Raw genomic sequence first — 21,716 nt, 5'->3', positions numbered from 1 at the left:
TCAATCCTTCCGGGTTGCTGACGCTTCCAGGATCCCCGCCGCGATGAACCTGCGGGTGAACCGCGGGGAAGGGTCACTGAAACTCCTCATGACGCCCCGGGTCTCCCGGACCGCCCACGCCGCGGCGAGTGCGGCGAGGGCGGTGAGCAGCACGGTGTCCGCGGCGGCCTGGGGGCCCTCCCCGCTGCCGCGCCACAGGGCGACCGCGACCGCCAGGGCGTTGACGGCCCAGGCCGCCCACCACCGCCGGAGGTCCGATCGGGACGGGGCGCGGGTCGACGCCCGGCGCAGTTCCTCGAGGTAGACGGGCAGGCGGAAAAAGTTGACGACGACGAGGAGGGCACCCACCCACAGGCCCGCCCGTGATCGGGGGTCCCGAACCGGTCCGTACGCCCGTCGCCGCATCTCCACCAGCCAGGCCGTCGCCGTGACGGCTGCGGCGATGCCCACGGCGATCGCGACGATCCCCGTCACCCAGACCAGGGCGGTGGTGAGGGCCTCGAGCCACCACGGCGCGAGGCGGTCGGCGTACCAGACCAGGGCGGCGTAGCGCAGTCCGTGGGCCACGGCGGTGGCGAGGAACCAGGCGCCGGCCGCCCGCATGATCCCGGGGGCGGCGGTGGCGAACCGGGCGGGTGCGGGTCCTGTCGTCTGCTCGAGGCGGCGCGGGATCGCGACCGGCGGCAGTCCCCACCGCGGGGTGCCGGGGTAGGACGGGGTGCGGTCGCGCCACGCCGGCCCGGTGCGGTGCCGCGGGACGGGCGGCCGCGTCACGGGCGTGGGGGGTCGCCACGGCGGGTGCGCGACCCAGCGCCACTGCCCCTGCCGCCGCGGTGTGGTCATGGCGACCATGCTGGCACAGCCCGGGTGGCGTCGGACGGCGCTGTGCCGGAGCCTGGGTCCATGTCCGTCTACTGCGTGCGCGTCCACGACCTCGTCTCGGGAGAGGCCGACCCGGCGGGGGCCCACGTCGTCCTCGTGGACCGGCTGTGGCCGCGGGGCGTACGCAAGGACTCCCTCGGTCACGACGACTGGTGCCGGGACGTGGCTCCGTCCGCCGACCTGCGCCGGGGGTTCCACCGCGGTGAACTGGACTTCGAGCACTTCGCGGAGAGGTATCGGGAGGAGTTGTCACGCGATCCCGCCGCCGGGGAGGTGGGCCGCCTGGCGACGCTGGCGGCCCGCGACGACCTGGTGTTGGCCTATGCGGCGAAGGACACCGAGCACAACCACGCCCTCGTTCTGGCGGACGAGATCAGGCAGCACATGTAGCCGTCGTCACATCAGGGGTGACGGATCGCGACGGCGTGTGTATGGTCTTCCTCAGTAGTTGAAATCGTTCGTTGTATTTCTGTAGATCCACCGTCCTTGAGAGAGGGCAGTGCGGCACCGCAGGGAAACACACAGCACGCTCTCTGCTGCAGCACCTGGGATCCCGACAAGCGGGGTACCGACTCTCGAAAGGACGCCAATATGGCTACCGGCACCGTTAAGTGGTTCAACGCTGACAAGGGCTTCGGCTTCATCGCCCCCGACGACGGCTCGGCCGACGTCTTCGCCCACTTCTCCGCCATCCAGGGCTCGGGCTACCGCTCGCTCGAGGAGAACCAGCAGGTCTCCTTCGACGTCGCGCAGGGCGCCAAGGGCCTGCAGGCGGAGAACATCACCCCGATGTGATCTGACGTCAGAGCGATCTGACGTCCTTCGGAATTAACGAGAGGGCCCGGCAGGAGAGATCCTGCCGGGCCCTCTCGCATGTCCGATGCGCCTGACCCCTCGGCGCGACCCTCCGCTCCCGCGCCCGGTCAGGCGCGGGAGCCCCCGGTCAGATGGGGGTCAGATGGGGCAGGCGACGCCGCTGCGCACGTGGCAGTCGTAGCCCCCCGGGTTCTTGACCAGGTACTGCTGGTGGTAGTCCTCGGCGTAGTAGAAAGTGCCGGACCGGACCTCCCCCAGTTCGCCGATCTCGGTGGTCAGCGGGCCATAACCGGCGGCGTCGAGCTCCTTCTGGTAGCCCTCGGCGATGCGGCGGGCCGCCTCCAGCTGCTGCGGCGTGGTGGTGAAGATGGCCGAGCGGTACTGGGTTCCCCTGTCGTTGCCCTGGCGCATCCCCTGCGTGGGGTCGTGCCACTCGAAGAACGTGGCCAGCAGCTTCTCCACCGGCAGTACCTCGGGGTCGAAGACCACCAGCACGGCCTCGGTGTGGCCGCTCGCCCCGGTGCAGGTCTCCTCGTAGGTGGGGTTCGGCGTCCACCCGCCGGCGTACCCGGCGGCGGTGGTCCAGACGCCGTCGAGCTGCCAGAGCACCTTCTCCGCACCCCAGAAACAACCCATGCCGAGCACGATCGTCTCGTGCCCCTCCGGGAACGGCGGGACCATCGGGTTTCCGGTGACGATGTTCGCCGGCGCCACCGGCACCGGGTCGGCGCGGCCCGGGAGCGCCGCCTCGGCGTCGACGACCGTGGTCGCGGTACGCATGGCGGAGTGTCTGATCGCGTCTTGTAGCCAGCCCATGCCGCCAGGGTAACCCTCCGGCCCGTTCGTGATCCGGACGTGATGTGACCAATGCCATAGTCGGCGCTAGGGTGGTGACCAGTTCGACCGAGGGGGAGCTCGACGTGACCGCTACACAGCCCGCCGCGCAGCGCCTGCGCGCCATCCTCGACGGCGAGCCGCCGCAGCCCTTCGAGGGGTCCGGCTGCAGCGATCACGTCCGTCGCCGCAACCTCCACGTGAGTGTCGCCGTCGCCCTGGCGCTCCTGCTCGTGCTCGTCGTCCTCCTGGTGATCTGACCAGGGACGGTCATCACGTCAGACAGTCTCGGGCGACGCGCACCAGCAGCGGGGCCCACGGCGCACAGGCGTCCTCCGGCAGCGTCGCGATGTGGGCCATTTCCGCGGCCGCCACCCAGCGCAACTCCGCTATCTCGGCCCGGTGCTGCTGCCCGCCGTCCACCTCGGCGGCGAAGACCTCGGAGACCAGGGAGAAGCCGGGCTCGTTGGCGGTCGCGGTGTCGAACCGCCCCAGGGGGGTGAGCCGATCGGGGGCGATGGCCACCCCCAGCTCCTCGTCGATCTCCCGGGCGGCGCACGCCCGGGGCGACTCCCCGGCCTCCCACTTCCCGCCGGGCAACATGAACCGGTCGGTGCCCGCCTTGCGGACGGTCGCCACCGCACCGTCGGGTCGGGTGAGCACGACGGCCGACACGGAGATGATGCCGCCGGCCGGGGCCGTATCAGAGTGATCCACGACCCCGATCATGGCAGGCCATCGGCTCGGCTGGCAGCCCGCGGTCGCGCAGCACGACGCACCGGTGGACGGATCACTATGGTGGAGGTGGACGTCGTGACGGGCGCCACGGGGACTCCCGTGCGCAGCCCGCCACCCAACTGAAAGGACACTCCACTATGGCCGAGTACGTTCTTCCCGATCTCGACTACGACTACGGCGCTCTCGAGCCGCACATCTCCGGCGAGATCATGGAGCTGCACCACTCCAAGCACCACGCGACCTACGTCAAGGGCGCGAACGACGCCATCGAGCAGCTCGCCGAGGCCCGCGAGGACGGCAGCATCGCCGCCAAGGCCCCGCTGCTGAGCAAGAACCTGGCCTTCCACCTCGGTGGCCACACCAACCACTCCGTGTTCTGGAAGAACATGTCGCCGAACGGTGGCGACAAGCCCGAGGGCGAGCTGGCCGCCGCGATCGACGCCGAGTTCGGATCGTTCGACAAGTTCCAGGCCCACTTCAACGCCGCCGCCACGACCCTGCAGGGGTCGGGCTGGTCCGTCCTGGGCTGGGACCACATCGGGCAGCGCCTGATCATCCAGCAGCTCACCGACCAGCAGGGCAACATCTCGATCAACATCACCCCGCTGCTCATGCTGGACATGTGGGAGCACGCCTTCTACCTGCAGTACAAGAACGTCAAGCCGGACTACGTCAAGGCCTGGTGGAACGTCATCAACTGGGCGGACGTGGCCGAGCGCTACGCCGCCGCCAAGGGCTGACCGACAGGTCACGCGCCACACGGCTCAGCAGAGCTCGCAGCGGCCCGGGCGGGGATCTCCCCGCCCGGGCCGCTGCCCGTCGGTCGGCGCAGATCGCCCGCCCACCTCCACGAGACACCCCCCGGACGAGTGTCCACTTGGGTAGCGTCAGCCGCGATGCGATGATGCGAATCACCGCGGTACGCGCACCCGGGGAGAGTCGATGTCCGCCAACCGAACGTCCGCCAACCGAATGGCCGTCAACCGCCGCACCGTCCTGGGCGGGGCCGCCGCACTCGGCGGGGTCGCCGCGCTGCAGTCACTCCTGCCAGCCGTGGCACAGGGCCAGTCCACGGCCATGTACGTCGGCCGCGGCATCGGGGACATGACCGGAGAGCCGCTGGGCGCGGGCATGAACGGGTACGCGGACACCGAGCAGCAGTCCGTCGGGCTGCATCTGCGGCAGCGGGCCCGCGCCTTCGTCTTTGCCGACTCGCCGTCGTCACCCCGGTTCCTCCACGTCACCGCCGAGATCGGTCTCGTCTTCCAGTCGATCCAGCAGGAGGTGCTGCGCCGGTTGGCCGCCGAGTTCGGCGACACCTACCACGAGGGCAACGTGGTCATCACCGCCACGCACACCCACGTGGCACCCGGCGGGACATCCGGCCATCCGATGGTCGACCTGTCGATGCTGGGCTTCCGGCCGGTGACGTTCGAGGCCAACGTGGCGGGGATCGTCGACGCCGCACGGATGGCGCACCAGGACCTCGCGCCGTCGAGCGTCGGGGTCACCACCGGCGCGCTGCACGACGCCGGCGTCCAGCGTTCCCGCGGGTCGTTCGACCGCGACACCCCCGAGGAGCGGGCGCAGTTCCCGGCGGGGATCGACCCGCGGTCGCAGTCGTTGCAGATCACCCGCGACGGCCGGCTCGTGGGCGTGCTCAACTGGTTCGGCGTCCACGCCACCTCGATGACCTCCCACAACACGATCGCGTCCTCCGACAACAAGGGCTTCGCCGCATGGCACTGGGAGCGGGAGGTGGCCGGGCAGGACTACCTCGACGGCCGCACGCCGGAGCTGGTCACCGCGTTCGCGCAGACCAACCCGGGCGACGTGAGCCCCAACCTCGACCTGGCCCCCGGCCGGGGACCGACGCCCGACGAGTGGCTCAACACCCGGATCATCGGCGAGCGACAGTTCGCGGCCGCGCGCGACCAGGTGGACAAGGGGGTCCGGCCGCTCGGCAACGGGATCGACGTCCGGCACCGCTGGGTGGACATGTCGGCCGTCGAGGTGCGGCCCGAGTTCACCGGCGACGGGCGCCCCCACCGGACGACGGTGGCGGCCCTCGGCGCGTCGTTCGCGTCGGGCAGCCAGGAGGACGGCGGCGGCGGGGACGAGCTGCCGTTCGCCGAGGGCGACCGAGGCGGCAACCCCGTCATCGCGGCGATCACCGACGTGGTGATCCCCGCCTGGCTCCGCGAGGCGCACGGCGCCAAGGACGTCCTGCTCCCGGTGGGCCTCGTACCGCAGGCCGTCCAGCGCGTGTACCCGTTCCACCTCGTACGCCTGGGCGGGCACTATCTGTTCACCCTCGGCTTCGAACCCACCGTGGTGGCTGGTCTACGGCTGCGGCGCACGCTCGCGGCCGAACTCGGCGTGGCCGAGGACCACGTCACCGTCCAGGGGTATTCAAACGCCTACGGGCACTACGTGACGACGCCCGAGGAGTACTCGGCGCAGAACTACGAGGGCGGCGCGACGATCTTCGGGCCGTGGACGCTCCCCGCGATCCAGCAGACGGCCGCGGAGCTCGCCCGCTCGATGCGCGCGGGCACCCCGCTCGACCCGGGCACCTCGGAACGGGACCTCACCGGACAGATCCCCGTATCCCCGCTGGGCAACCCGCTCGTCGACACCCCGGCACCGCTGCGGAACTTCGGCGACGTCCTGGACCCGCCGCTCACGGAGTACCGCATCGGACAGCGGGTCGTGGTGCGGTTCTGTGGCACCCACCCCAACTCCGACCTGCGCCGGGGAGACACCTACCTCGCTATCGAGCGCCGGGAGGGCGACCGGTGGGTACGGGTCCACGACGACGGCGACTGGTCCACGATGATCGTGTTCGAGGGCCTGCTCACCGTGACGAACGCGCTCATCACCTGGGACATCCCGCCCGGCACCCCGGCCGGCGCCTACCGCGTGGTCTACACGGCGTCGGGCCGCGGGATCGACGGGCGACTGTTCCCCGTAAGGGGGGAGAGCCCGGCCTTCGACGTGCGCTGACAGCGGGTCTGGGACACTGGGGACGTTAATGCTTGCACTTCCTAGTGCTCGCGTCGTCTACAGAAAGGACATCGCCCGTGGACATCAAGGGTGCTTCCGTCATCGTCACCGGCGCCGCCTCCGGCCTGGGCAACGCCACCGCGCGCTCGTTCGCCGAGAAGGGCGCGGTCGTGTTCGGCCTCGACCTCCAGCAGTCCATCGACAAGGCGGTCGAGCAGGGCATCGATGAGGGCATCACCCTCATCGCCGCCGACGTCACCAGCGAGGACGACGTCAAGGCCGCCATCGCCAAGGCCACCGAGGCCGCGCCGCTGCGCGTGGTGGTCAACTGCGCCGGCATCGCCCCGGCCGCGCGCATCGTCTCCAAGAAGGGCGTGCACGCGCTCGACCTGTTCCAGACCTGCATCTCGGTGAACCTCGTGGGCACGTTCAACGTGCTGCGCCTGGCCGCCGAGGCCATGTCCACCCAGGACACCGTGGACGAGGACGGCCAGCGCGGCGTCATCATCAACACCGCCTCCGTCGCCGCCTACGAGGGCCAGGTCGGCCAGATCGCCTACGCCGCCTCGAAGGGCGGCGTGTACTCGATGGGCATCTGCGCCGCGCGCGACCTCGCGCAGTTCGGTATCCGCGTCAACACCATCGCCCCGGGCACCATCGAGACCCCGATGCTGAAGGGTCTGACCGAGGAGTTCCAGAAGTCTCTCGAGGCCGCGATCCCGTTCCCGTCGCGCCTCGGCCGCCCGTCCGACTACGCGCAGCTGGCGAACGCGATCGTCGAGCAGGACTACCTCAACGGCGAGAGCTTCCGCATGGACGGCGCCCTGCGCATGGCGCCGCGCTAGCAGCCCCACCGGGCCCGGACCCAGCGTCCGGCGCCTGTGCCGGTACGACCGAGGCCCGCCCCCTGCGAAGGGGGCGGGCCTCGGTGCTGCGCGCGGGTCAGGCGGTGCGAACAGGGTCAGCCGCGACCGTTGTCGAGCGCGGGGCCGGGGGCCGGAGCCGGAGCCGGCGCCGGGGCGACGTCGGGGGCCGGCGCCCACGGCAGCGGCGGCAGCGGGGGCAGGGCGATACCGGCGGCGGTGAGCGACGCGTGGATCTCCGGGAGGAAGTAGATGCCCGCACCGACAGCGGCGACCGAGCCGAGACCGAGGGTCGCGGGGACGAGCGAGCCCGTGCCCGGCAGGGACCCCGCGTCGGACCCGAGGACGACGGTCGCACCCTCATCGATCCCCAGCGAGCCGGCGATGGGCGCGTAGAGCGGGGCGAGCGAGCCGGTGGTCGGCTCACCGAGCAGCGCCGAGCCCGAGGTGTCGACCGAACCGGTGCCCTCGGCCGGGGTGAAGATGTCGACCGAACCGGTGGCCTCGGAGACGGATCCGGCCAGCGGCGCGAGCGAGCCGGTGGAGGGCTCACCGAGCAGCGCCGAACCCGCGGTGTCGAGGGAGCCCTCGCCGGTGGCGTTGGCATCCAGGATGAGCGAACCCAGGTTCTCGGGGACGGAACCGTTACCGGCGGACTCGCCGCTACCGACCGAATCGCCGCTGCCCGCGGACTCGGTGCTGCCCTCCGTGGAGCCGCCGACGAGGCTGCCGAGGTCGATGCTGCCGGACGCGTCGCCGTCCTGCGCGGTGGCGACGCCGGTGGCGCCCGAGATGGCCAGGGCAGCGGCGGCCGCGACCGCTGCCGCCTTGCGGGTGGTGAACGTCATTGCGTCTCCTCGTGTGGAAAAGGGGTTCCCAGGCGCGGAGGCTCGTGGCCGACCCACCCCGGGCGGGGTCTGTGGGACGTGAGAACAGCGTTACGAGAACGAGGTTCATCGGTCCATGCCCCACCCTAGCCACACTTTCAGGTGATCAACGGCGAGAACTCAGTTAAATCCTAGTTAGAAGAAGCTCCCGAAATCCGCTCACGCACTGCGGATATCACCGCGTACTCAGCCGAGGCGGGAGATCCACTCACGCACGGCCCGGGTGGCCTGCACGTCGTCCTCGTTGTAGGTGAGGATGCGGTCGCGGCCAGTGTCCCGCTCGACGCCCCGCGCCGCCTGCGCGTCGCGGTACCAGCCGAGCGAGGCCTCGCCGCCGGCCTCGGGATCCCGCCACGTGAACCCCGCGGCCGGGGCGACCACCTTCAGCCCGAGGCCAGAGGTGGAGACGAACTGGGTGGTGACCGCCTCGTGGACGTCCACCCAGAGCGGGGAGGAGATGAAGCGCCGGACCTCGGCGACGGACGGGACCCCCTTGACGACGGCGACGGTGCCCTCCGGACCGAACCTGCCGGCCGACGAGAGCAGCCACCCGTTCTCCGCGGATCGTGAATAGCAGTAGGCCCGGAACGACCGCCCCTGCCCGGCCGCCCGGTCGCGGATGCCGGTGAGCCAACGCCAGAACTCCGCGAACGACCGCCCCTCGTCCGGATCCGGCAACCGCGCCCAGGTGGCGAACGGCCTGTACCCCTCGGCCTCCAGGGGCCGCCCGTCCCTCAGCGTGAGCAGGGTCCCCCACAGATAGGCGCCGTCGTCGAGGTGGCTCTCCAGGTCGACGTCCACCTCGATGTCCGCCCGCGGGATGCTCGGCCGGGCCACCTTGGGCACCACGACCTCACCGTCGCGGTGTGCCCTCGCCCGCAGGACCGCGTCCGAGAACGACTCGCCGTTCCAGTCCGTGGGCCGGTCCGGTCCGGCCTCCGCCAACTCCGCCACCGTCCGGATCCCCCGGGCCCTCAGCGACCCGACCTGTCCGCCGCCGACGACGAGACTGACGTCATCGGCCACGACGAGCCGGTCACGGCAGCCCTCGACGGGCCCGTCCCGATCGTCCCAGCCCTCCCACCAGGGGCAGGTGCGGCATTCGCCGATCCGGCTGGGTTCGGTGTCGAGCTCACCGCGCACCACCGCCAGCCGCGTGGCGTGGGTGCGGTCTGCGGCGTCGAGCACCGGCCCCAGGTCGTGCACCACCGCGCGCGCCGAGCCCAGCCCCAGCACCGCGCCCACCGGGGACTCCGCCGCGTGCCCCACGGCGGCGAGCAGCCGCCACGCGTGGACGAGCCGGTCCAGATCCGCGGGGTGACGCCGCACCCGGAGAGCGGGGTCGGGCGCAGGGGACCAGTCGAGCAAGCGGGTCACCGTCGCCGTCGACGCGGTCCTCCCCCGCCGCGGATCGACCACCTTGTGATTAACCACCAGCACCGGCGCGTACCCGCCGCCGGGCACGGCCGCCAGGGTGCACCGGAGGCCCGCCCGGCCCTCGTGCGGATCGGCGGGAAGAGCCGCGCCCCACACCAGCGTCGCCCCGTCGGCCAGGGCCCGGAGTGTCGCGCTCTCGTCGTCGTCGCCCGGTACGTCCCCCGGCAGATCGGTCCAGTGATCCCCCACCACGTCCACCACCACGGTGTCGGGGCGCGCGTCCCGCAACGCGCGCTCCCGCAGGCCCGCGCGTCGATCGGCCGCCGCCATCGCCCGCAGACGCACGCCCTCGTCGAGCGGCGCCGTCCGCCACCACCCCGGTCGCGCATCACGTTCCCGGGCCACGCGGTGCAGACATCTGGCCCCCGAGGCCGGCCCCACCACCGCCGCATCGGGGGCGCGGTACGTGGTGCTGCCGGCGTCCTCCATCGCCGTCCATCATGGCCCAGCCGCGGCCCACACGACGGTCCGGTCCTCAGTGCGGGCCGATTCGCCTAGGCTGGAGACCTGATGTCCGCGACGAGAGAAGGATCGACGCCCATGGGCAAGCTGACGACCTACCGCGACAAGCGTGCCGAACTCCGCGCCCATGCTTCGGCGCTCAAGTCCACGGCCATGAAGGAGGCCAAGCTCGCGGCCAAGGAGACGCGGAAGAAGGCCAAGGAGGCGCACCGCGTGGAACTGGCCGAGGCCAAGGAACGCGCCAAGCTCGAGCGCAAGAACGCCGAACGCAAGGCGAGGCGCGCCGAGAAGCGGGCCGAGAAGCGTGACAAGCTCGACCGCAGATCCGCCAAGCGGAACCGCAAGAACGAGAAGGTCCACGCCAAGCAGGAGCGCGCCACCATCAAGCGCGAGGCCAAGCTGCTGGCCAAGGACCGCAAGCTCGCCGAGAAGATCGACTCCGCCGGCCGCAAGCACGAGTACCAGCTCGCCGAGATGGAACTCAAGAAGCTCGAGGGCACCAAGCTCAACAAGGATGACCTGCAGCGGTGGCTGAGCATGGCCAAGGTCGCCACCCCGGTGCTGCTGCCGATGGTCTACAAGGCCGTCTCCAACGTGCAGGGATCGGCCGGCAAGCCCTCCGGCCCCGGAGGCGTGGACCTCGAGGCCGCCGGCATCAACGCCACCGGCCCCGGCGCCGCCCTCGGTGTACGCATCGTCCGCCTCGAGCAGACCCTCGACCAGCTCGACGTGAGCCGCGGGAGCGAGCGTGAGGTCAAGGATTTCATCTCTTCCACCCGGGGCAGGCTCACGGACCTGCGGACAGCGGTCGAGACCGCCGAGACCACGCCCACCGCGCAGCGGCGCGAGATCCACTCGTCGATCTCCGGCGAGCTCGACCGCATCAACAAGGACATCTTCGCCCGCCTGGGCGTCAAGGCGTGACGGCGCTCCAGGGCCGGCTGGCGTCCGTCGCGGTCGCTACCGCCCTGGTCGGCGGCGCGGCCGCTCCCGCGGTGGTGCTCGCACCGGTCGCCGGCGCCCACTCGGTGTTGGTCTCCATCGACCCGGAGGACGGATCCGAGCTGGACACCCCGCCCGACGAGATCGTCCTGACCTTCAACGAGGAGATCAACCAGAGCTTCGCCTCCGTCGCCGTCACCGCCGGGGACGACCGGGCCACCCGGGTCGTAGGCGACCCCTCGGTGGCGGGCGAGACCGTCACGGTCGACGTCGATGATCTCGGGACCGGCGCCTACACGGTCGGCTACCGGGTGACCTCGTCCGACGGGCACGTGGTGAGCGGATCGTCGGTCTTCACCGTGACGGGCGGGGGCGGCGGCGCGGAGGCCGGCGCAGAGTCCGGCTCGCAGCCCGCGGCCGGCGGGGAGCCCGGCTCGGAGTCCGGCTCGCAGCCCGCGGCCGGTGGAGACGCCTCCCCGGCGGGCGGGTCCGACACCGGGGCCGGCGACGAGGCGGGCGTCGCCGATGAGACCTCGGGCGAGGACACCGGCGTCAGCCCCGCGATCTGGGTCGTCGGCGGACTGGCGATCCTGCTCATCGGTGGCGCGTTCGTGCTGCTGCGCCGCGGTAACTGACGGGCGGGCACGCCGAGCGGCGAGCGGTGCAGCCGCTCCCCCGCCCGGCGTCTCGCTCCCGCGCCTGTACACGTCAGCCACACCCGCGTCCGCGCGTGGCGTCTGGCCTGCCCCTCGGGGCGCGCGAGACGCCATGCCCGGACGCGGCTGTATCACGAGATCGAGCGGCCGTATCACGAGTCGGGCCGCGGCGGCAGCACGAGGCGGGCCGGGGCGGCCGCGGGCTCCCGCCACTCGCGCGGGCCCGGCCACCCGCGCGAGCTCCCGCCTACCGCCCCGGCAGGAAGCGCATGGCGTCGGTGGCGGGCGCGAGCAACTGCTGCCACCGCGTGCGGGGCAGGAACGACGGCCCGCCCATGTGCACGACGCGCTGAGTGGCGATCGTCTGCGCCTCGGTGTACTTGAGCAGTCCCTCGTCGCCGTGGCGTCGGCCCACACCGGAGGCGCCCATGCCGCCCATCGGGCCCGCGACGGAGCCCCAGCCCGCGACGTAGCCCTCGCCGACGTTGACGGTGCCGGTCCGCAGGCGCGCCGCGATCTGCTCGCCCTCGGAGTCGGACCCCGCGAACACCGACGAGTTGAGCCCGTACTCGGTGTCGTTGGCCTCGGCGATCGCCTCCTCGACCGAGTCGACCGGGTAGATCGACACGACCGGGCCGAAGGTCTCCTCGCCGTAGCAGGTCGCGCCGGAGGGCACGTCGGTGAGCAGGGTCGGCTCGTAGAACAGCGGGCCCAGGTCCGGCCGGGCGCGTCCGCCGGCCAGGACGCGCGCGCCCTTGGCCACCGCGTCGTCGACGTGTGCGGAGACGGTGTCCAGCTGGTCACGGGAGATGAGGCTGCCCATCTCGGCCTCGAAGTCGTAGCCGGGCCCCACGCTCATGGACTGCACACGCGCGGTGAGCTTCTCGATGAGCTGCGGCGCGACGGAGCGCTCCACGTAGACCCGCTCGACCGAGATGCACAGCTGACCCGAGTTGGAGAAGAACGCGCGCGTGGCGACCTCGGCCACCTCGTCGAGGTCGGCACCCTCGGTCACGATCATGGCGTTCTTCCCGCCGAGTTCGGCCGAGAACCCGATCAGGCGCTCGCCGCACTGGCGGCCCAGCGTGCGGCCGGTCGCGGTGGAGCCGGTGAACATGAGGTAGTCGACGTTCTCCACGATCGCGCCGCCGACGGTCCCGCCCGAACCGGGCACCACCTGGAACAGGTCGCGCGGCAGGCCCGCCCGGTAGAGCATGTCGGCGGCGGCGAGGGCACAGAACGGCGTGATGGAGGCGGGCTTGATCACCACGGCGTTGCCCGCGAGCAGGGCGGCGAGCGCGTCGGTGGCGGCGAGGTTGAGCGGGTAGTTCCACGGCGCGATCACGCCCACGACGCCCTTGGGCTGGCGGCGCACCACGGCCTTGGTCAGTCCCGGCAGCATGCCCTGGACGCGCTTGGGGGCGAGCAGCCCGGGCGCGGTCCGGGCGTAGTGACGCGCGGTGATGAGGCAGTCCAGCACCTCCTCCTGTGCGGAGGCGCGGCTCTTGCCTGTCTCTGCCTGCACGATGTCCATGAGTTCGCCGCGGTTGCGCATGATCTGCTTGGCGAAGCGGGTGATGACGGCGACCCGGTCGGCGACGTCTCGTTCGGCCCACGCGACCTGCGCGGCCCGGGCCCGCTCGACGGCGGCGGTGACATCGTCGGCGGTGCCGGCGGGGATCTCCGCGAGCGGGTCACCGGTGAAGACCTCGGTGATCATCGCCGACGGGCGGCTTGAGGGATCGGCCCGGAATTCGGGGATCGCGACGAGGTCGCGGAGACGGTCGTACACATGGGGCGCGGGTCGGCTCATGGCACCGAGGCTACCGGCGGGTAAGGAAGAGCGGTACCGCCTGCCACCGTTCTTCGCCCGCCGGTCGCGGAAACCCGGGCTTGACCCTGACATCGCGTCAGGCCCCACGCTCGTGGATGTGAGAGATGCTGGAGACATGACGACGAGAGACGGGCTCACCGTGGGAGCGGTCGCCGCGCTGGTCGGGGTGAGCGTCCGGACCCTGCACCACTGGGACCGGATCGGGTTGGCGCCGGCGAGCGGCAGGACGTGGTCGGACTACCGGGTGTATGACGACGACGACGTCGCCCGCCTCCACCGGATCCTGGTCTACCGCGAGCTGGGCTTCCCACTCGCGGAGATCGGGGACCTGCTCGATGACCCGGAGGCCGACGCCCTGGCTCACCTGACCCGCCAGCGGGAGCTGCTGGTCGGACGCATCTCGCACCTGCAGGAGATGGTCTCCGCAGTCGACCGCATGAAGGAGGCGATCGATATGAACGCACCACTGACCCCTCAGGACAGGGCCGAGATCTTCGGCACGGACTGGAAGGAGGAGTACCAGGAGGAGGCCGAGCACCGCTGGGGCGACACCCCGCAGTGGGCGCAGTCGCAGGAACGCACGGCGCGCATGTCCAGGGAGGACTGGAAGCAGGTCAAGGCCGAGGGCGACGCGCTCAACGTCGACCTCGCCGCCGCCAAGCGTGCCGGCATGGACCCGGGGGCGCCGGAGGCCGCGGAGCTGGCCGAGCGCCACCGCGCATCGATCGGGCGGTTCTACGACTGCACGCATGCGATGCAGGTCTGCCTGGCGCGGATGTACGTCGAGGACCCACGCTTCGCCGAGACGTACGACGTGCACGAGCCGGGCCTGACTCAGTGGCTGGTCGCCGCCGTCGAGGCCAACGCCCGGGCGCACGGCGTCGACCCGGACACCGCCACCTGGGAGTGAACTGCCCCGCATGAGCCGGTGGGCGATGTCGGACGGCGGACGTACCCTGGCCCGCATGAGCCGATGGACCACCGCCGACATCCCTGACCAGACCGGCCGGACCTTCGTGGTCACCGGGGCGAACTCCGGGCTGGGCCTGCAGTCCACCCGCGCGCTGACCGACGCGGGCGCCCGCGTGATCATGGCCTGCCGTGACACGGGCCGCGCCGAGACGGCCCGCGCGGGGCTCGCGCACCCGGACCGCGCCGAGGTCGTCGAACTCGACCTGGCCGACCTCGAGTCCGTGCACGCGGCGGGTGAGCTGCTCGCGGGCCGCTCGCCCGACGTGCTCATCAATAACGCGGGGCTGATGAACATCCCACGGTCGCGCACCGCGCAGGGCCACGAGATGCAGTTCGGCGTCAACGTCCTCGGCCACTTCGCGCTCACCGAGCACGTCGCGCCGGCGCTCACCGACCGGGTGGTGTGGCTGGGCTCGATGATGCACCGCTTCGGCACGGTGGACCCCGACGACCTGGACTGGACCCGTCGCCGCTACGCCCCGATGCCGGTGTACGCCGCCTCCAAGCTGGCCTGCGTCATGCTCGCCTACGAGCAGCAGCGTCGCCTCGAGGCCGCGGGGTCGTCGCTGAGGGCGGTGGCCGCGCACCCCGGTTATTCGGCGACCAATCTGCAGTACCGCAGCGGCAGCCGCGTGCAGGACCTGCTGATGAAGGGCGTGGAGAAGATCCCGTTCCTCGTGCAACCGGCCGAGCGTGGGGCCCTGCCGCAGCTCTACGCCGCGACCGTGGAGTCCGTCGCGGGCGGCGCGTACATCGGCCCCGACGGCCCCGGCGAGCTCACCGGGTACCCGACGACCGTGAACTCCACCAAGGCCTCGCACGACCGCGAGGTCGCCGCCGCACTGTGGGACCGCTGCCGGGAGATGAGTGCGCAGGGGTGAGTGGTCAGGGGTGAGTCCGCAGGGGTGACCGCCCGCGGGTAACCGCTGGCGGCGCGGCCTACCGCCCGGCCTTCCGAGTGGCCCCGCAACGATTTGCCCGGGCCCGCGTGGAGGGGACGACGACGAGCCCGGGCCCCTACGCGCGCCGGCGGACGAAGGCCAGCAGCAACCCGCCCAGCAGAATCGTCCCGGCGGCGACGCCGACCAGCGCGGTGGTCCCCACGCCGGTCACGGCCAGCTCCGCGGGGGCAGACAGCTCGGCGGGGGCCGACTGCTCGCCGGGTCCTGCGGCGGCATTCCCCGCGGTCGTGGCGATGGCGGCAGGCGCGGCCGCGGCGCCGAGGGTCGCGCCCACTCCGCCGGTTCCGCCCTGCGTGTCCCCGGCGGGACCGTTCGCGCCGACCGGGGAGATGTCTGCCTCGTCGTCGTCAACCTCGTCGTCGTCGACCTCGTCCGTCGCGTCCTGCCCACCGTCGGCGGCCGCCGCCTCGGCCTCGGCGCGACGGCGCTCGTTGTCCTCGTACGGATCCTGCAGCGCGGCGATCTGGACCGCCTCGATACTCCCCGCCAGCGCGCCGGGCAGCTGGGTGCCGGCGGCGTCCGCGGCGTCGGTGAGCAGCGCGCCGCCCTCGGCCGAACCCTCGACCAGCCCGTGCCAGAAGTCCAACTCGTGCGGATAGAGCTCGCCGGCCTGCTGCCGCTCCCCCAGCGCCGTGAAGAAACCGCCCGCGAACTGCACGCTCAGTACGGGGAAGATGTACTCGGGGATCGCGATCGATCCCAGCCCGATGGTGCCCGACCCGAGCGACCCGGTCGGGTTGGCGTAGACGGACCCCGGCAGGCTGCCCGAGGACGCCACGGACGCCGCCGCGGACCCTCCCGCCGACCCCAGCGCCTCGAGCGGCGCCACCGAACCGAGGGTCTGCCCCAGGGACAGTCCGGCGTCCGCCACCGGGGCGCTGCCCGTCTCGCGCAGACCCTCGGACCCGAGCGCCCCACCGCCGATGACAATCTCCTCGGGCAACTGGCCGACCAACTGGTCCACACTGCTGTTGCCCGTCTCCGCGGGCAGCGCCGAACCCGACCCCGAGTCCCCCTGCGCGTACGCCACGGCGGGGACCGCGACCGCCGCCACCACGGCGGTCGTGACGGCGGCGCCGAGGCGCCTGGTCCGGACTCCGGAACCACGGGTCTGGGGCATCGGGCACAGCCTCTCGTCGCAGGGGCGGGCCTGTGCGACCCGCGCACGCTGAGCGTACTACTGCGGTGCCGCCCGCCCGTAGCGCCGGCTGTCCGGCCGGACCCGATCCGCCGCCGGACCCGGCCTACTGCAGCGCTGAGGTGAGACGTGCGACGTTGTCGACGTACCGCCCCGGCCACGGGCGGCTCATCCACGTCTCGATGCCCAACGTGGTGCAGTCCTCAAGGTAGGAGTCCACCACGTCGTTGAGCTCCGCGACCGCCTCGCCGCCCAGGGCCAGCAGACTGATCTCGAAGTTGAGGTTGAACGAGCGCTGGTCCATGTTGCTCGAGCCCACGATCCCGGCGTAGTCGTCGATCAGCACCGTCTTGGTGTGCAGGACCGCCGGGGAGCGGAAGCGGTGGATCACCACCCCGGCCTCGAGCAGCGCGCGGTAGTAGGACCGCTGGGCGTGGTGGACGAGGAACTGGTCGGCGTGTTCGGGGACGAACAACTCCACCCCCACCCCGCGGAACGACGCCGACGTGATGGAGTGCAGGAGAGCGTCGTCCGGCACGAAGTACGGGCTGACGATCCGCACCCGCTTCCGTGCCTGGCCGATGAGCTGGGTGAACATCCGCAGCCCGGGCTGCGTCCTGTACCCCGGGCCGGACGGGACCAGCTGGAACGCGCTCACCGGGTCGCCCGCCGTGGGATCCCCGCCCTTGCGTCCGGGCGCCAGTGGTGCGCCCTGCGCCACGTCCTCCAGCGTGCCGATCACCTCGCCGGACTCGGAATACCAGTCCACGGCGAACACGCTGTCCATCGCCTGGACGATCTCCCCGCGGACCTCCATCATCAGATCGACCCACTCGCGGCCGAGCCGGGCGTTGCGTGAACTGCCGTAGTGGCGCTCGATGAGGTTCTGCGACCCGATGAACCCGTGCACCCCGTCCACGATGAGCATCTTGCGGTGATTGCGTAGGTCCGGCCGCCTGAACCGGCCGCGGAACGGGTTCACCGGCAGCATCAGGTGGAACTCCACCGGGGTCCGCCGCAGCCGCTTCCGGAGCTTCGTGAACCCCCGGTAGCGCAGTGACCCGAGGTGGTCGACCAGCACCCGGACCACGACCCCCCGATCGGCGGCCTCGACCGCGGCGGTGAACAACTCGTCGGTTTCGGAGTCCCACGACTGCGCGTAGAACTCGATGTGCACGTGGTCCCGGGCGGCACGGACCGCCTCGGTCATCGCCGCCAACGACCGCGTGTAGTCCGAATGCAGGCCGATGAAGTCCCCGGACATGGCGGGGATCGCGGTGAGGGTCCGGTTCATCTCCAGGATGGTCCGCACCCCGGGCCCCACGCGCACTCCGTCGGGAACGGTGGGCCGCTTCTCGAGCGCCCTGGCATAGAGATGGTTCGCCTCGGCCTGGATGAGGTGCCGTCGCCCGGTGATGTAGGGATTGCCCAGCAGGAGGAACAACGGCACCCCCACCACCGGGATGAAGAGGATGGCGAGCAGCCACGCCTGCGACGACGACGGCTGCCGGTTCTCGGGGACCATCCCCAGCGCGAGGATCTTGATGACGTACTCGGTGATGAGCAGGCCCGAGGTGACCCCTGCCGGGAAGGACAGGTCGAGACCCACCACTGTGGGGTTCACTTCGTCTGTCGGGTCAGGACAGTCCCGAGGGCGAGGGCACGGGGGTCGATCACCGTTCCGCCCCGCATCGTCCACCGCACCACGCCCGCCAGGGCACGCTGGGCGTACACCGAGTCCGCAGAGCCCAGCTCACGGGTCCCGGGCAGGACGACGAACGCGTCGTCGTCGGCGACCGCGGCGAGGTCCGCGCGCAGGCCGACCCGGATCTCACCGCGGTCCCGCAGGCCCACGACCCCGGCGGTGCGCGTGGCCATCCACCCGGCGACGTCGGCGAGATCGAATCCCCGGCGACGGGCCTCGGTCCACACGACCGACAACCCGAGCCGGGCCGAGGCCACGGCGTCGATCGTGCCGTCGCGCAACGCCTCCCACAGCAACTCGCGGTTGGCGGCGTCCCGGATCGGCGGGTCGAGCCGCGCGACCGCAGCGCCGCCGTGGGTGACCTCGGAGACCAGCGCAAGCATGTGCGGGCTGGTCGAGGCGGTCACGGCCAGTCCGTCCGCCCTGGCTTCGCGCAGCAGGGGCAGTTCCTCGTGGTCGGACACCGCCCGGACGTGCAGCCGGCCACCCGTGCGCCGGCAGACCTCGAGAAGCCCGGGCAGATCGTCCACCCCGGCGTCCACCGCGAACAGCCCGCCGGCCTCCGCGACCTCCTCGGCGGCCGCCACCACCTGTGCGGAATCCAGGGTCGGCGCACCGGCGACACCCTTGCCGGCGGCCACCGCCGACACCCCGAACACGCCACGATCCAGCAACGTCCCGAGCCCGCCGAGATTCCCCGGAACCGCCGCGCCCCACAGGCCGACGTCCACCGTGGACTCGCCGGTCACGTCCTGTCTCCAGCGGTCCACGTCCTCGGGGGTGATCGCGACCGGGTCGCCGTCGGTTCCGTAGTCGATCACCGAGGTGATCCCGCCCTGAGCCGCCGAACGCGTGCCCACCGCGACGTCCTCGGTACTGACGTGCGGGTCGACGAGTCCCGGCATGAGGACCACGTCATCACCGAGCGCGATCGTGTGGTCGCCCGCCAGACCGATGTCCCGCGCCTCCGACCCCGTCCGCACCGACGAGATCACTCCCCCGTCCACCGTGACCGCCGCCTGTTGGATGCGATCGTCGATGACCGCGCGCCGGGCGTGGATCAGGAGTTCGTACTGGGCCACGGGTGGCTCCTTCCGGGTTCTCGGACGATGGCGGGGCACCCTTCACCCGACATTGTCCCCCACGGCGGGCTCCCCCGCGGGAGCGCGGCCGGATAGCGTTGCCATGACCAGACCACGCCCCAGGAGGCCCCGCATGACCGACACCCCCGCCGGATTCGTCCACACCGCAGACCTCGTCGACGAGATCGGCGAGGACGTCCGCAGCTGTGACACCCAGTTCCGCGACCTCGGTGGCCGGACGGAGTTCTTCGGCCCCGTCTCGACCGTCCGGTGCTTCCAGGACAACGCGCTGCTCAAGAGTGTGCTCGGCGAGCCCGGCGAGGGCCGGGTCCTGGTGATCGACGGCGGTGGCAGCCTCCACACCGCGCTGGTGGGAGACCTCATCGCCGAGCTCGGCCGTTCCAACGGCTGGGCCGGGGTCGTGGTCAACGGCGCCATCCGAGACTCGGCGGTCGTGGGCGGCATGGACTTCGGATGCAAGGCCCTGGGCACGAACCCGCGCAAGTCCAGCAAGACCGGCGACGGCGAACGCGACGTGACCGTGAGCTTCGGCGGGGTCGACTTCGTCCCCGGTGACACGCTCTACGCCGACTCCGACGGGATCGTGGTGCGCTGACCCGACCGGGTCGTTCGTCGCACCCGCCCGAGCGCCTGCGGGGTGTGCCCGCGGGCGGGGTCGCTCAGGAGGCTCCCCCGAGGCTCGCGACCGGGATGGTGAGCACGTCGCCGATCGAGGCCTCGGGACCGTAGCTGCCCAGGGACCCAGGCGCATAGGAGCCCGTCGCGTTGGGCAGCTCCACCGACAGGATGACCGAACCGGCGTTGATGAGCCCGGTGAGCAGGTCCGTCAACGAGCCGGTCCCGAGCGACCCGTAGCCGAGGCTGAGAGTGGAGACGGCCGCGGCCGCGGGCTCGAGGTTCATGCACCGCAGAGCGTCGGTGTGGGTCGTGATGTACAGGCATCCGGCGGCGGCGTCCGGATCCATCGGATCCACGCGATCGATCTGCTGTGCCGTCGCCGTGCCGGCACCGGTCAGCAGCGCGGTGGCGGCGAGTGCCGAGACGGTCGCGGCGAGGGTGGTCGTGCGCATCGGGATCCTCCGGGTCGTCGCCCCGCCCCACGGCGGGGTCTCACCCGGGAGATGGTATCGGGGGTCACACCCGGGCGGCGCGCGACGCGGCGTCCCGGCCTGCTCGGTCGATCAGGCCTCGCGGCGGATCCAGCGCAGCAGAGGCCCGAGTGAGACCCGGTCGGTGAGGTCCAGCCCACCCAACTCGAGCATGGACTCCTCCTCCGGGGTGCGCTCGGATTTGCGACGCAGCGCCGCGAGAGCGGTCTTCACGCCCAGCCGCTGCCGGAATCCCAGCTGGTCCGGGGTGACCACGCCCCGCAACTGGAAGAGCTTGAGATCGCGGAGCTGATCGCCCGAGAACTCACTCGACATGAGCTCGATCCGGGCGTCATCGGTGACCGGGGTCGGGCCCACCATGACGACCGCGACCCGGCGCCCGGCCTCGACGAGCGCCTCCCAGTTGTCGCGGATGAACGCCGAACCACCCAGCCCGCCAGCCGCCCGCATCCCGGTGACGAGGACGACCGTCCCGGCGACGACGAGTTCGGCCGGGTCCACGGAGTCGTGATGGGTGGCCCGGGTGTCGAATTCCTCGGCGAGCCAGGTGGCGTAGCGCCTGGCGCCGGGGTCATCATCGTGCAACACGACCGGAGCCTGGATCGTCCGCCGCGTCTCGTCCGCCATCAGGCCTCTCCCCGTCCGTCGCGCGCGACCACCCGGGCTGCGCGGCCCCCGATCTCCACCACGTCGCCGTCGACCAGACCGCGACCGCGACGGGTGTCCACCTCGTCGTTGACGCTCACGGCGCCGGAGGTGACCGCGTCCTTGGCCTCGGCACCCGAATCGAGCAGTGATGCCAGCTTGAGGAACTGCCCCAGCGTCAGCTTGCTGCTCAGGTCGCATTCGACGTCGTCGACGGGTGGACCGGCCGGCGGGGGTGTCACCCGGCCGGTCCGTCCTCGTCCTGCGATGTGGCGGCTCATACGCCCGAGCCTATCGGGCGCGCCGTCACGCGAGCGGACCCGTCCTCGCGGGCTGATCGCCGGGCAGGTCCCCGCGGCCGCGTCGCGTCACCAGGGCCAGCCCCGTCCCGCCGGCCACCAGTGCCGCAGCGGCCAACGCCAGCGCGATGATCTGCACGCCCGACATGCCCGAGGCGTCGTCGACCTCCTGCTCGTCCACGTCGGGGGACTCGCCCCTGGACGGCAGTGGTGGCAACTCGCTCAGCACGGGCAGGTCCGTCACCACGGCCCGGCCGCCCGGTCCCGGGAGCTGGGCGCCCGGTCCCGGCAGCTGGGCCGGGGCCACTGGCGCCCCGCCCAGGACGACCGCAGCGCAGAGCGCGGCGATCATGCTGGCGGGGCGACGGCGGACCATGGATGCCTTCCGAGACGAAGGCCGGGCGGCCTGATATCAGAATAGACCTG

Annotated in this window: 24 protein-coding genes; 11 read left to right on the top strand and 13 right to left on the bottom strand. The window is 71.9% G+C overall.

Annotated features, from left to right (window positions below; all coding sequences use genetic code 11):
• The gene (locus tag G6R20_RS00775) at positions 1-843 is read right to left on the bottom strand and encodes a DUF4328 domain-containing protein (RefSeq protein WP_227022109.1); all 843 of its coding nucleotides are present in this window, start codon (positions 841-843) and stop codon (positions 1-3) included.
• A gap of 60 nt (positions 844-903) precedes the next feature.
• Between G6R20_RS00775 and G6R20_RS00770 the strand changes: the two genes are divergently transcribed.
• Both G6R20_RS00770 and G6R20_RS00765 read left to right on the top strand, forming a co-directional pair.
• Positions 904-1,272, top strand: coding sequence for a DUF488 family protein (locus G6R20_RS00770; RefSeq protein ID WP_069389755.1), 369 nt, complete (start codon positions 904-906; stop codon positions 1,270-1,272).
• 201 nt (positions 1,273-1,473) lie between these two features.
• Positions 1,474-1,677 carry a cold-shock protein gene (locus G6R20_RS00765; protein WP_007629661.1) on the top strand — a complete coding sequence of 68 codons (204 nt, stop codon included), beginning with the start codon at positions 1,474-1,476 and terminating at the stop codon, positions 1,675-1,677.
• Between the two features lie 159 nt (positions 1,678-1,836).
• On the opposite strand, the gene msrA is transcribed toward G6R20_RS00765, so the two are convergent.
• The gene (gene msrA / locus G6R20_RS00760; RefSeq protein WP_119193495.1) at positions 1,837-2,478 is read right to left on the bottom strand and encodes a peptide-methionine (S)-S-oxide reductase MsrA; all 642 of its coding nucleotides are present in this window, start codon (positions 2,476-2,478) and stop codon (positions 1,837-1,839) included.
• Positions 2,479-2,588: 110 nt separating this feature from the next.
• On the opposite strand from msrA, the gene G6R20_RS00755 reads away from it, so the two are divergent.
• Positions 2,589-2,792 carry a hypothetical protein gene (locus G6R20_RS00755; protein ID WP_067714882.1) on the top strand — a complete coding sequence of 68 codons (204 nt, stop codon included), beginning with the start codon at positions 2,589-2,591 and terminating at the stop codon, positions 2,790-2,792.
• A 13-nt stretch (positions 2,793-2,805) separates the two neighbouring features.
• Here the strand turns inward: G6R20_RS00755 and G6R20_RS00750 are convergent, their stop codons facing one another.
• Positions 2,806-3,249 (bottom strand): NUDIX domain-containing protein, encoded by a 444-nt coding sequence (locus G6R20_RS00750; RefSeq protein ID WP_227022110.1) that lies wholly within the window; start codon positions 3,247-3,249, stop codon positions 2,806-2,808.
• 158 nt (positions 3,250-3,407) lie between these two features.
• On the opposite strand from G6R20_RS00750, the gene G6R20_RS00745 reads away from it, so the two are divergent.
• The 3 genes from G6R20_RS00745 to G6R20_RS00735 all read left to right on the top strand — a co-directional run bounded on the left by G6R20_RS00745 (position 3,408) and on the right by G6R20_RS00735 (position 7,121).
• Positions 3,408-4,010 carry a superoxide dismutase gene (locus tag G6R20_RS00745; RefSeq protein WP_067714888.1) on the top strand — a complete coding sequence of 201 codons (603 nt, stop codon included), beginning with the start codon at positions 3,408-3,410 and terminating at the stop codon, positions 4,008-4,010.
• A 202-nt stretch (positions 4,011-4,212) separates the two neighbouring features.
• Positions 4,213-6,276 carry a neutral/alkaline non-lysosomal ceramidase N-terminal domain-containing protein gene (locus tag G6R20_RS00740; protein WP_163375304.1) on the top strand — a complete coding sequence of 688 codons (2,064 nt, stop codon included), beginning with the start codon at positions 4,213-4,215 and terminating at the stop codon, positions 6,274-6,276.
• Positions 6,277-6,353: 77 nt separating this feature from the next.
• Complete coding sequence (locus tag G6R20_RS00735) at positions 6,354-7,121, top strand: SDR family NAD(P)-dependent oxidoreductase (protein ID WP_119193494.1); 768 nt, start codon at positions 6,354-6,356, stop codon at positions 7,119-7,121.
• A gap of 116 nt (positions 7,122-7,237) precedes the next feature.
• Here G6R20_RS00735 and G6R20_RS00730 read toward each other — a convergent pair whose 3' ends face one another.
• Both G6R20_RS00730 and G6R20_RS00725 read right to left on the bottom strand, forming a co-directional pair.
• On the bottom strand, positions 7,238-7,987 hold the full coding sequence (locus G6R20_RS00730; RefSeq protein ID WP_163375302.1) for a hypothetical protein: 750 nt from the start codon (positions 7,985-7,987) through the stop codon (positions 7,238-7,240).
• Positions 7,988-8,212: 225 nt separating this feature from the next.
• On the bottom strand, positions 8,213-9,892 hold the full coding sequence (locus G6R20_RS00725; protein ID WP_163375300.1) for a TM0106 family RecB-like putative nuclease: 1,680 nt from the start codon (positions 9,890-9,892) through the stop codon (positions 8,213-8,215).
• 111 nt (positions 9,893-10,003) lie between these two features.
• Between G6R20_RS00725 and G6R20_RS00720 the strand changes: the two genes are divergently transcribed.
• Both G6R20_RS00720 and G6R20_RS00715 read left to right on the top strand, forming a co-directional pair.
• Entirely contained in the window at positions 10,004-10,849 is an 846-nt protein-coding gene (locus tag G6R20_RS00720) for a DUF6474 family protein (RefSeq protein ID WP_163375298.1), read from the top strand.
• Complete coding sequence (locus G6R20_RS00715) at positions 10,846-11,502, top strand: copper resistance CopC family protein (protein WP_163375296.1); 657 nt, start codon at positions 10,846-10,848, stop codon at positions 11,500-11,502. Before G6R20_RS00720 ends, G6R20_RS00715 begins: the two co-directional genes overlap by 4 nt.
• Before the next feature lie 268 nt (positions 11,503-11,770).
• Here G6R20_RS00715 and G6R20_RS00710 read toward each other — a convergent pair whose 3' ends face one another.
• Entirely contained in the window at positions 11,771-13,336 is a 1,566-nt protein-coding gene (locus G6R20_RS00710) for a succinic semialdehyde dehydrogenase (RefSeq protein WP_069389401.1), read from the bottom strand.
• Positions 13,337-13,472: 136 nt separating this feature from the next.
• Between G6R20_RS00710 and G6R20_RS00705 the strand changes: the two genes are divergently transcribed.
• Positions 13,473-14,267 carry a MerR family transcriptional regulator gene (locus tag G6R20_RS00705; protein ID WP_069389402.1) on the top strand — a complete coding sequence of 265 codons (795 nt, stop codon included), beginning with the start codon at positions 13,473-13,475 and terminating at the stop codon, positions 14,265-14,267.
• Positions 14,268-14,322: 55 nt separating this feature from the next.
• Positions 14,323-15,210: an oxidoreductase gene (locus G6R20_RS00700; RefSeq protein ID WP_096907387.1), complete on the top strand. Its 888-nt coding sequence runs from the start codon at positions 14,323-14,325 to the stop codon at positions 15,208-15,210.
• A gap of 136 nt (positions 15,211-15,346) precedes the next feature.
• Here G6R20_RS00700 and G6R20_RS00695 read toward each other — a convergent pair whose 3' ends face one another.
• From G6R20_RS00695 to G6R20_RS00685, 3 genes are all read right to left on the bottom strand, one after another.
• A complete protein-coding gene (locus G6R20_RS00695) occupies positions 15,347-16,411 on the bottom strand; it encodes a hypothetical protein (protein WP_096906256.1) in 1,065 nt (354 codons plus the stop codon).
• Positions 16,412-16,535: 124 nt separating this feature from the next.
• Positions 16,536-18,053: a phospholipase D-like domain-containing protein gene (locus tag G6R20_RS00690; protein ID WP_096906257.1), complete on the bottom strand. Its 1,518-nt coding sequence runs from the start codon at positions 18,051-18,053 to the stop codon at positions 16,536-16,538.
• Positions 18,050-19,216 carry an amidohydrolase family protein gene (locus G6R20_RS00685; RefSeq protein WP_069389254.1) on the bottom strand — a complete coding sequence of 389 codons (1,167 nt, stop codon included), beginning with the start codon at positions 19,214-19,216 and terminating at the stop codon, positions 18,050-18,052. Before G6R20_RS00685 ends, G6R20_RS00690 begins: the two co-directional genes overlap by 4 nt.
• Before the next feature lie 133 nt (positions 19,217-19,349).
• Between G6R20_RS00685 and rraA the strand changes: the two genes are divergently transcribed.
• Positions 19,350-19,832 (top strand): ribonuclease E activity regulator RraA, encoded by a 483-nt coding sequence (gene rraA, locus G6R20_RS00680; protein ID WP_067714919.1) that lies wholly within the window; start codon positions 19,350-19,352, stop codon positions 19,830-19,832.
• Positions 19,833-19,896: 64 nt separating this feature from the next.
• Here rraA and G6R20_RS00675 read toward each other — a convergent pair whose 3' ends face one another.
• The 4 genes from G6R20_RS00675 to G6R20_RS00660 form a co-directional block, all read right to left on the bottom strand.
• On the bottom strand, positions 19,897-20,307 hold the full coding sequence (locus G6R20_RS00675; RefSeq protein WP_132062233.1) for a hypothetical protein: 411 nt from the start codon (positions 20,305-20,307) through the stop codon (positions 19,897-19,899).
• 111 nt (positions 20,308-20,418) lie between these two features.
• A complete protein-coding gene (locus G6R20_RS00670) occupies positions 20,419-20,973 on the bottom strand; it encodes a hypothetical protein (protein ID WP_096906259.1) in 555 nt (184 codons plus the stop codon).
• Positions 20,973-21,272 carry an RNA-binding S4 domain-containing protein gene (locus G6R20_RS00665; protein WP_227022113.1) on the bottom strand — a complete coding sequence of 100 codons (300 nt, stop codon included), beginning with the start codon at positions 21,270-21,272 and terminating at the stop codon, positions 20,973-20,975. The genes G6R20_RS00670 and G6R20_RS00665 overlap by 1 nt, the downstream gene beginning before the upstream one ends.
• A gap of 25 nt (positions 21,273-21,297) precedes the next feature.
• Positions 21,298-21,666 carry a hypothetical protein gene (locus G6R20_RS00660; RefSeq protein ID WP_096906260.1) on the bottom strand — a complete coding sequence of 123 codons (369 nt, stop codon included), beginning with the start codon at positions 21,664-21,666 and terminating at the stop codon, positions 21,298-21,300.
• Positions 21,667-21,716: the final 50 nt, after the last annotated feature.

Source organism: Dietzia sp. Alg238-R159 (genome assembly GCF_900537145.1).
In the GTDB taxonomy this organism is placed as follows: domain Bacteria; phylum Actinomycetota; class Actinomycetes; order Mycobacteriales; family Mycobacteriaceae; genus Dietzia; species Dietzia kunjamensis.
The sequence above is the reverse complement of the archived record's forward strand: the minus strand, read 5'-3'. Positions and strand labels throughout refer to the sequence as shown.

Bases quoted from the DNA above. Each gene is read 5' to 3' on its own strand.
- G6R20_RS00725 (WP_163375300.1), bottom strand. From the start codon at position 9,892: ATGGAGGACGCCGGCAGCACCACGTACCGCGCCCCCGATGCGGCGGTG.
- G6R20_RS00695 (WP_096906256.1), bottom strand. From the start codon at position 16,411: ATGCCCCAGACCCGTGGTTCCGGAGTCCGGACCAGGCGCCTCGGCGCC.
- G6R20_RS00770 (WP_069389755.1), top strand. From the start codon at position 904: ATGTCCGTCTACTGCGTGCGCGTCCACGACCTCGTCTCGGGAGAGGCC.
- G6R20_RS00705 (WP_069389402.1), top strand. From the start codon at position 13,473: ATGACGACGAGAGACGGGCTCACCGTGGGAGCGGTCGCCGCGCTGGTC.
- G6R20_RS00765 (WP_007629661.1), top strand. From the start codon at position 1,474: ATGGCTACCGGCACCGTTAAGTGGTTCAACGCTGACAAGGGCTTCGGC.
- G6R20_RS00745 (WP_067714888.1), top strand. From the start codon at position 3,408: ATGGCCGAGTACGTTCTTCCCGATCTCGACTACGACTACGGCGCTCTC.
- msrA (WP_119193495.1), bottom strand. From the start codon at position 2,478: ATGCGTACCGCGACCACGGTCGTCGACGCCGAGGCGGCGCTCCCGGGC.
- G6R20_RS00775 (WP_227022109.1), bottom strand. From the start codon at position 843: ATGACCACACCGCGGCGGCAGGGGCAGTGGCGCTGGGTCGCGCACCCG.
- G6R20_RS00710 (WP_069389401.1), bottom strand. From the start codon at position 13,336: ATGAGCCGACCCGCGCCCCATGTGTACGACCGTCTCCGCGACCTCGTC.
- G6R20_RS00740 (WP_163375304.1), top strand. From the start codon at position 4,213: ATGTCCGCCAACCGAACGTCCGCCAACCGAATGGCCGTCAACCGCCGC.
- G6R20_RS00675 (WP_132062233.1), bottom strand. From the start codon at position 20,307: ATGCGCACGACCACCCTCGCCGCGACCGTCTCGGCACTCGCCGCCACC.
- G6R20_RS00720 (WP_163375298.1), top strand. From the start codon at position 10,004: ATGGGCAAGCTGACGACCTACCGCGACAAGCGTGCCGAACTCCGCGCC.
- G6R20_RS00665 (WP_227022113.1), bottom strand. From the start codon at position 21,272: ATGAGCCGCCACATCGCAGGACGAGGACGGACCGGCCGGGTGACACCC.
- G6R20_RS00670 (WP_096906259.1), bottom strand. From the start codon at position 20,973: ATGGCGGACGAGACGCGGCGGACGATCCAGGCTCCGGTCGTGTTGCAC.
- G6R20_RS00660 (WP_096906260.1), bottom strand. From the start codon at position 21,666: ATGGTCCGCCGTCGCCCCGCCAGCATGATCGCCGCGCTCTGCGCTGCG.
- G6R20_RS00730 (WP_163375302.1), bottom strand. From the start codon at position 7,987: ATGACGTTCACCACCCGCAAGGCGGCAGCGGTCGCGGCCGCCGCTGCC.
- G6R20_RS00700 (WP_096907387.1), top strand. From the start codon at position 14,323: ATGAGCCGATGGACCACCGCCGACATCCCTGACCAGACCGGCCGGACC.
- rraA (WP_067714919.1), top strand. From the start codon at position 19,350: ATGACCGACACCCCCGCCGGATTCGTCCACACCGCAGACCTCGTCGAC.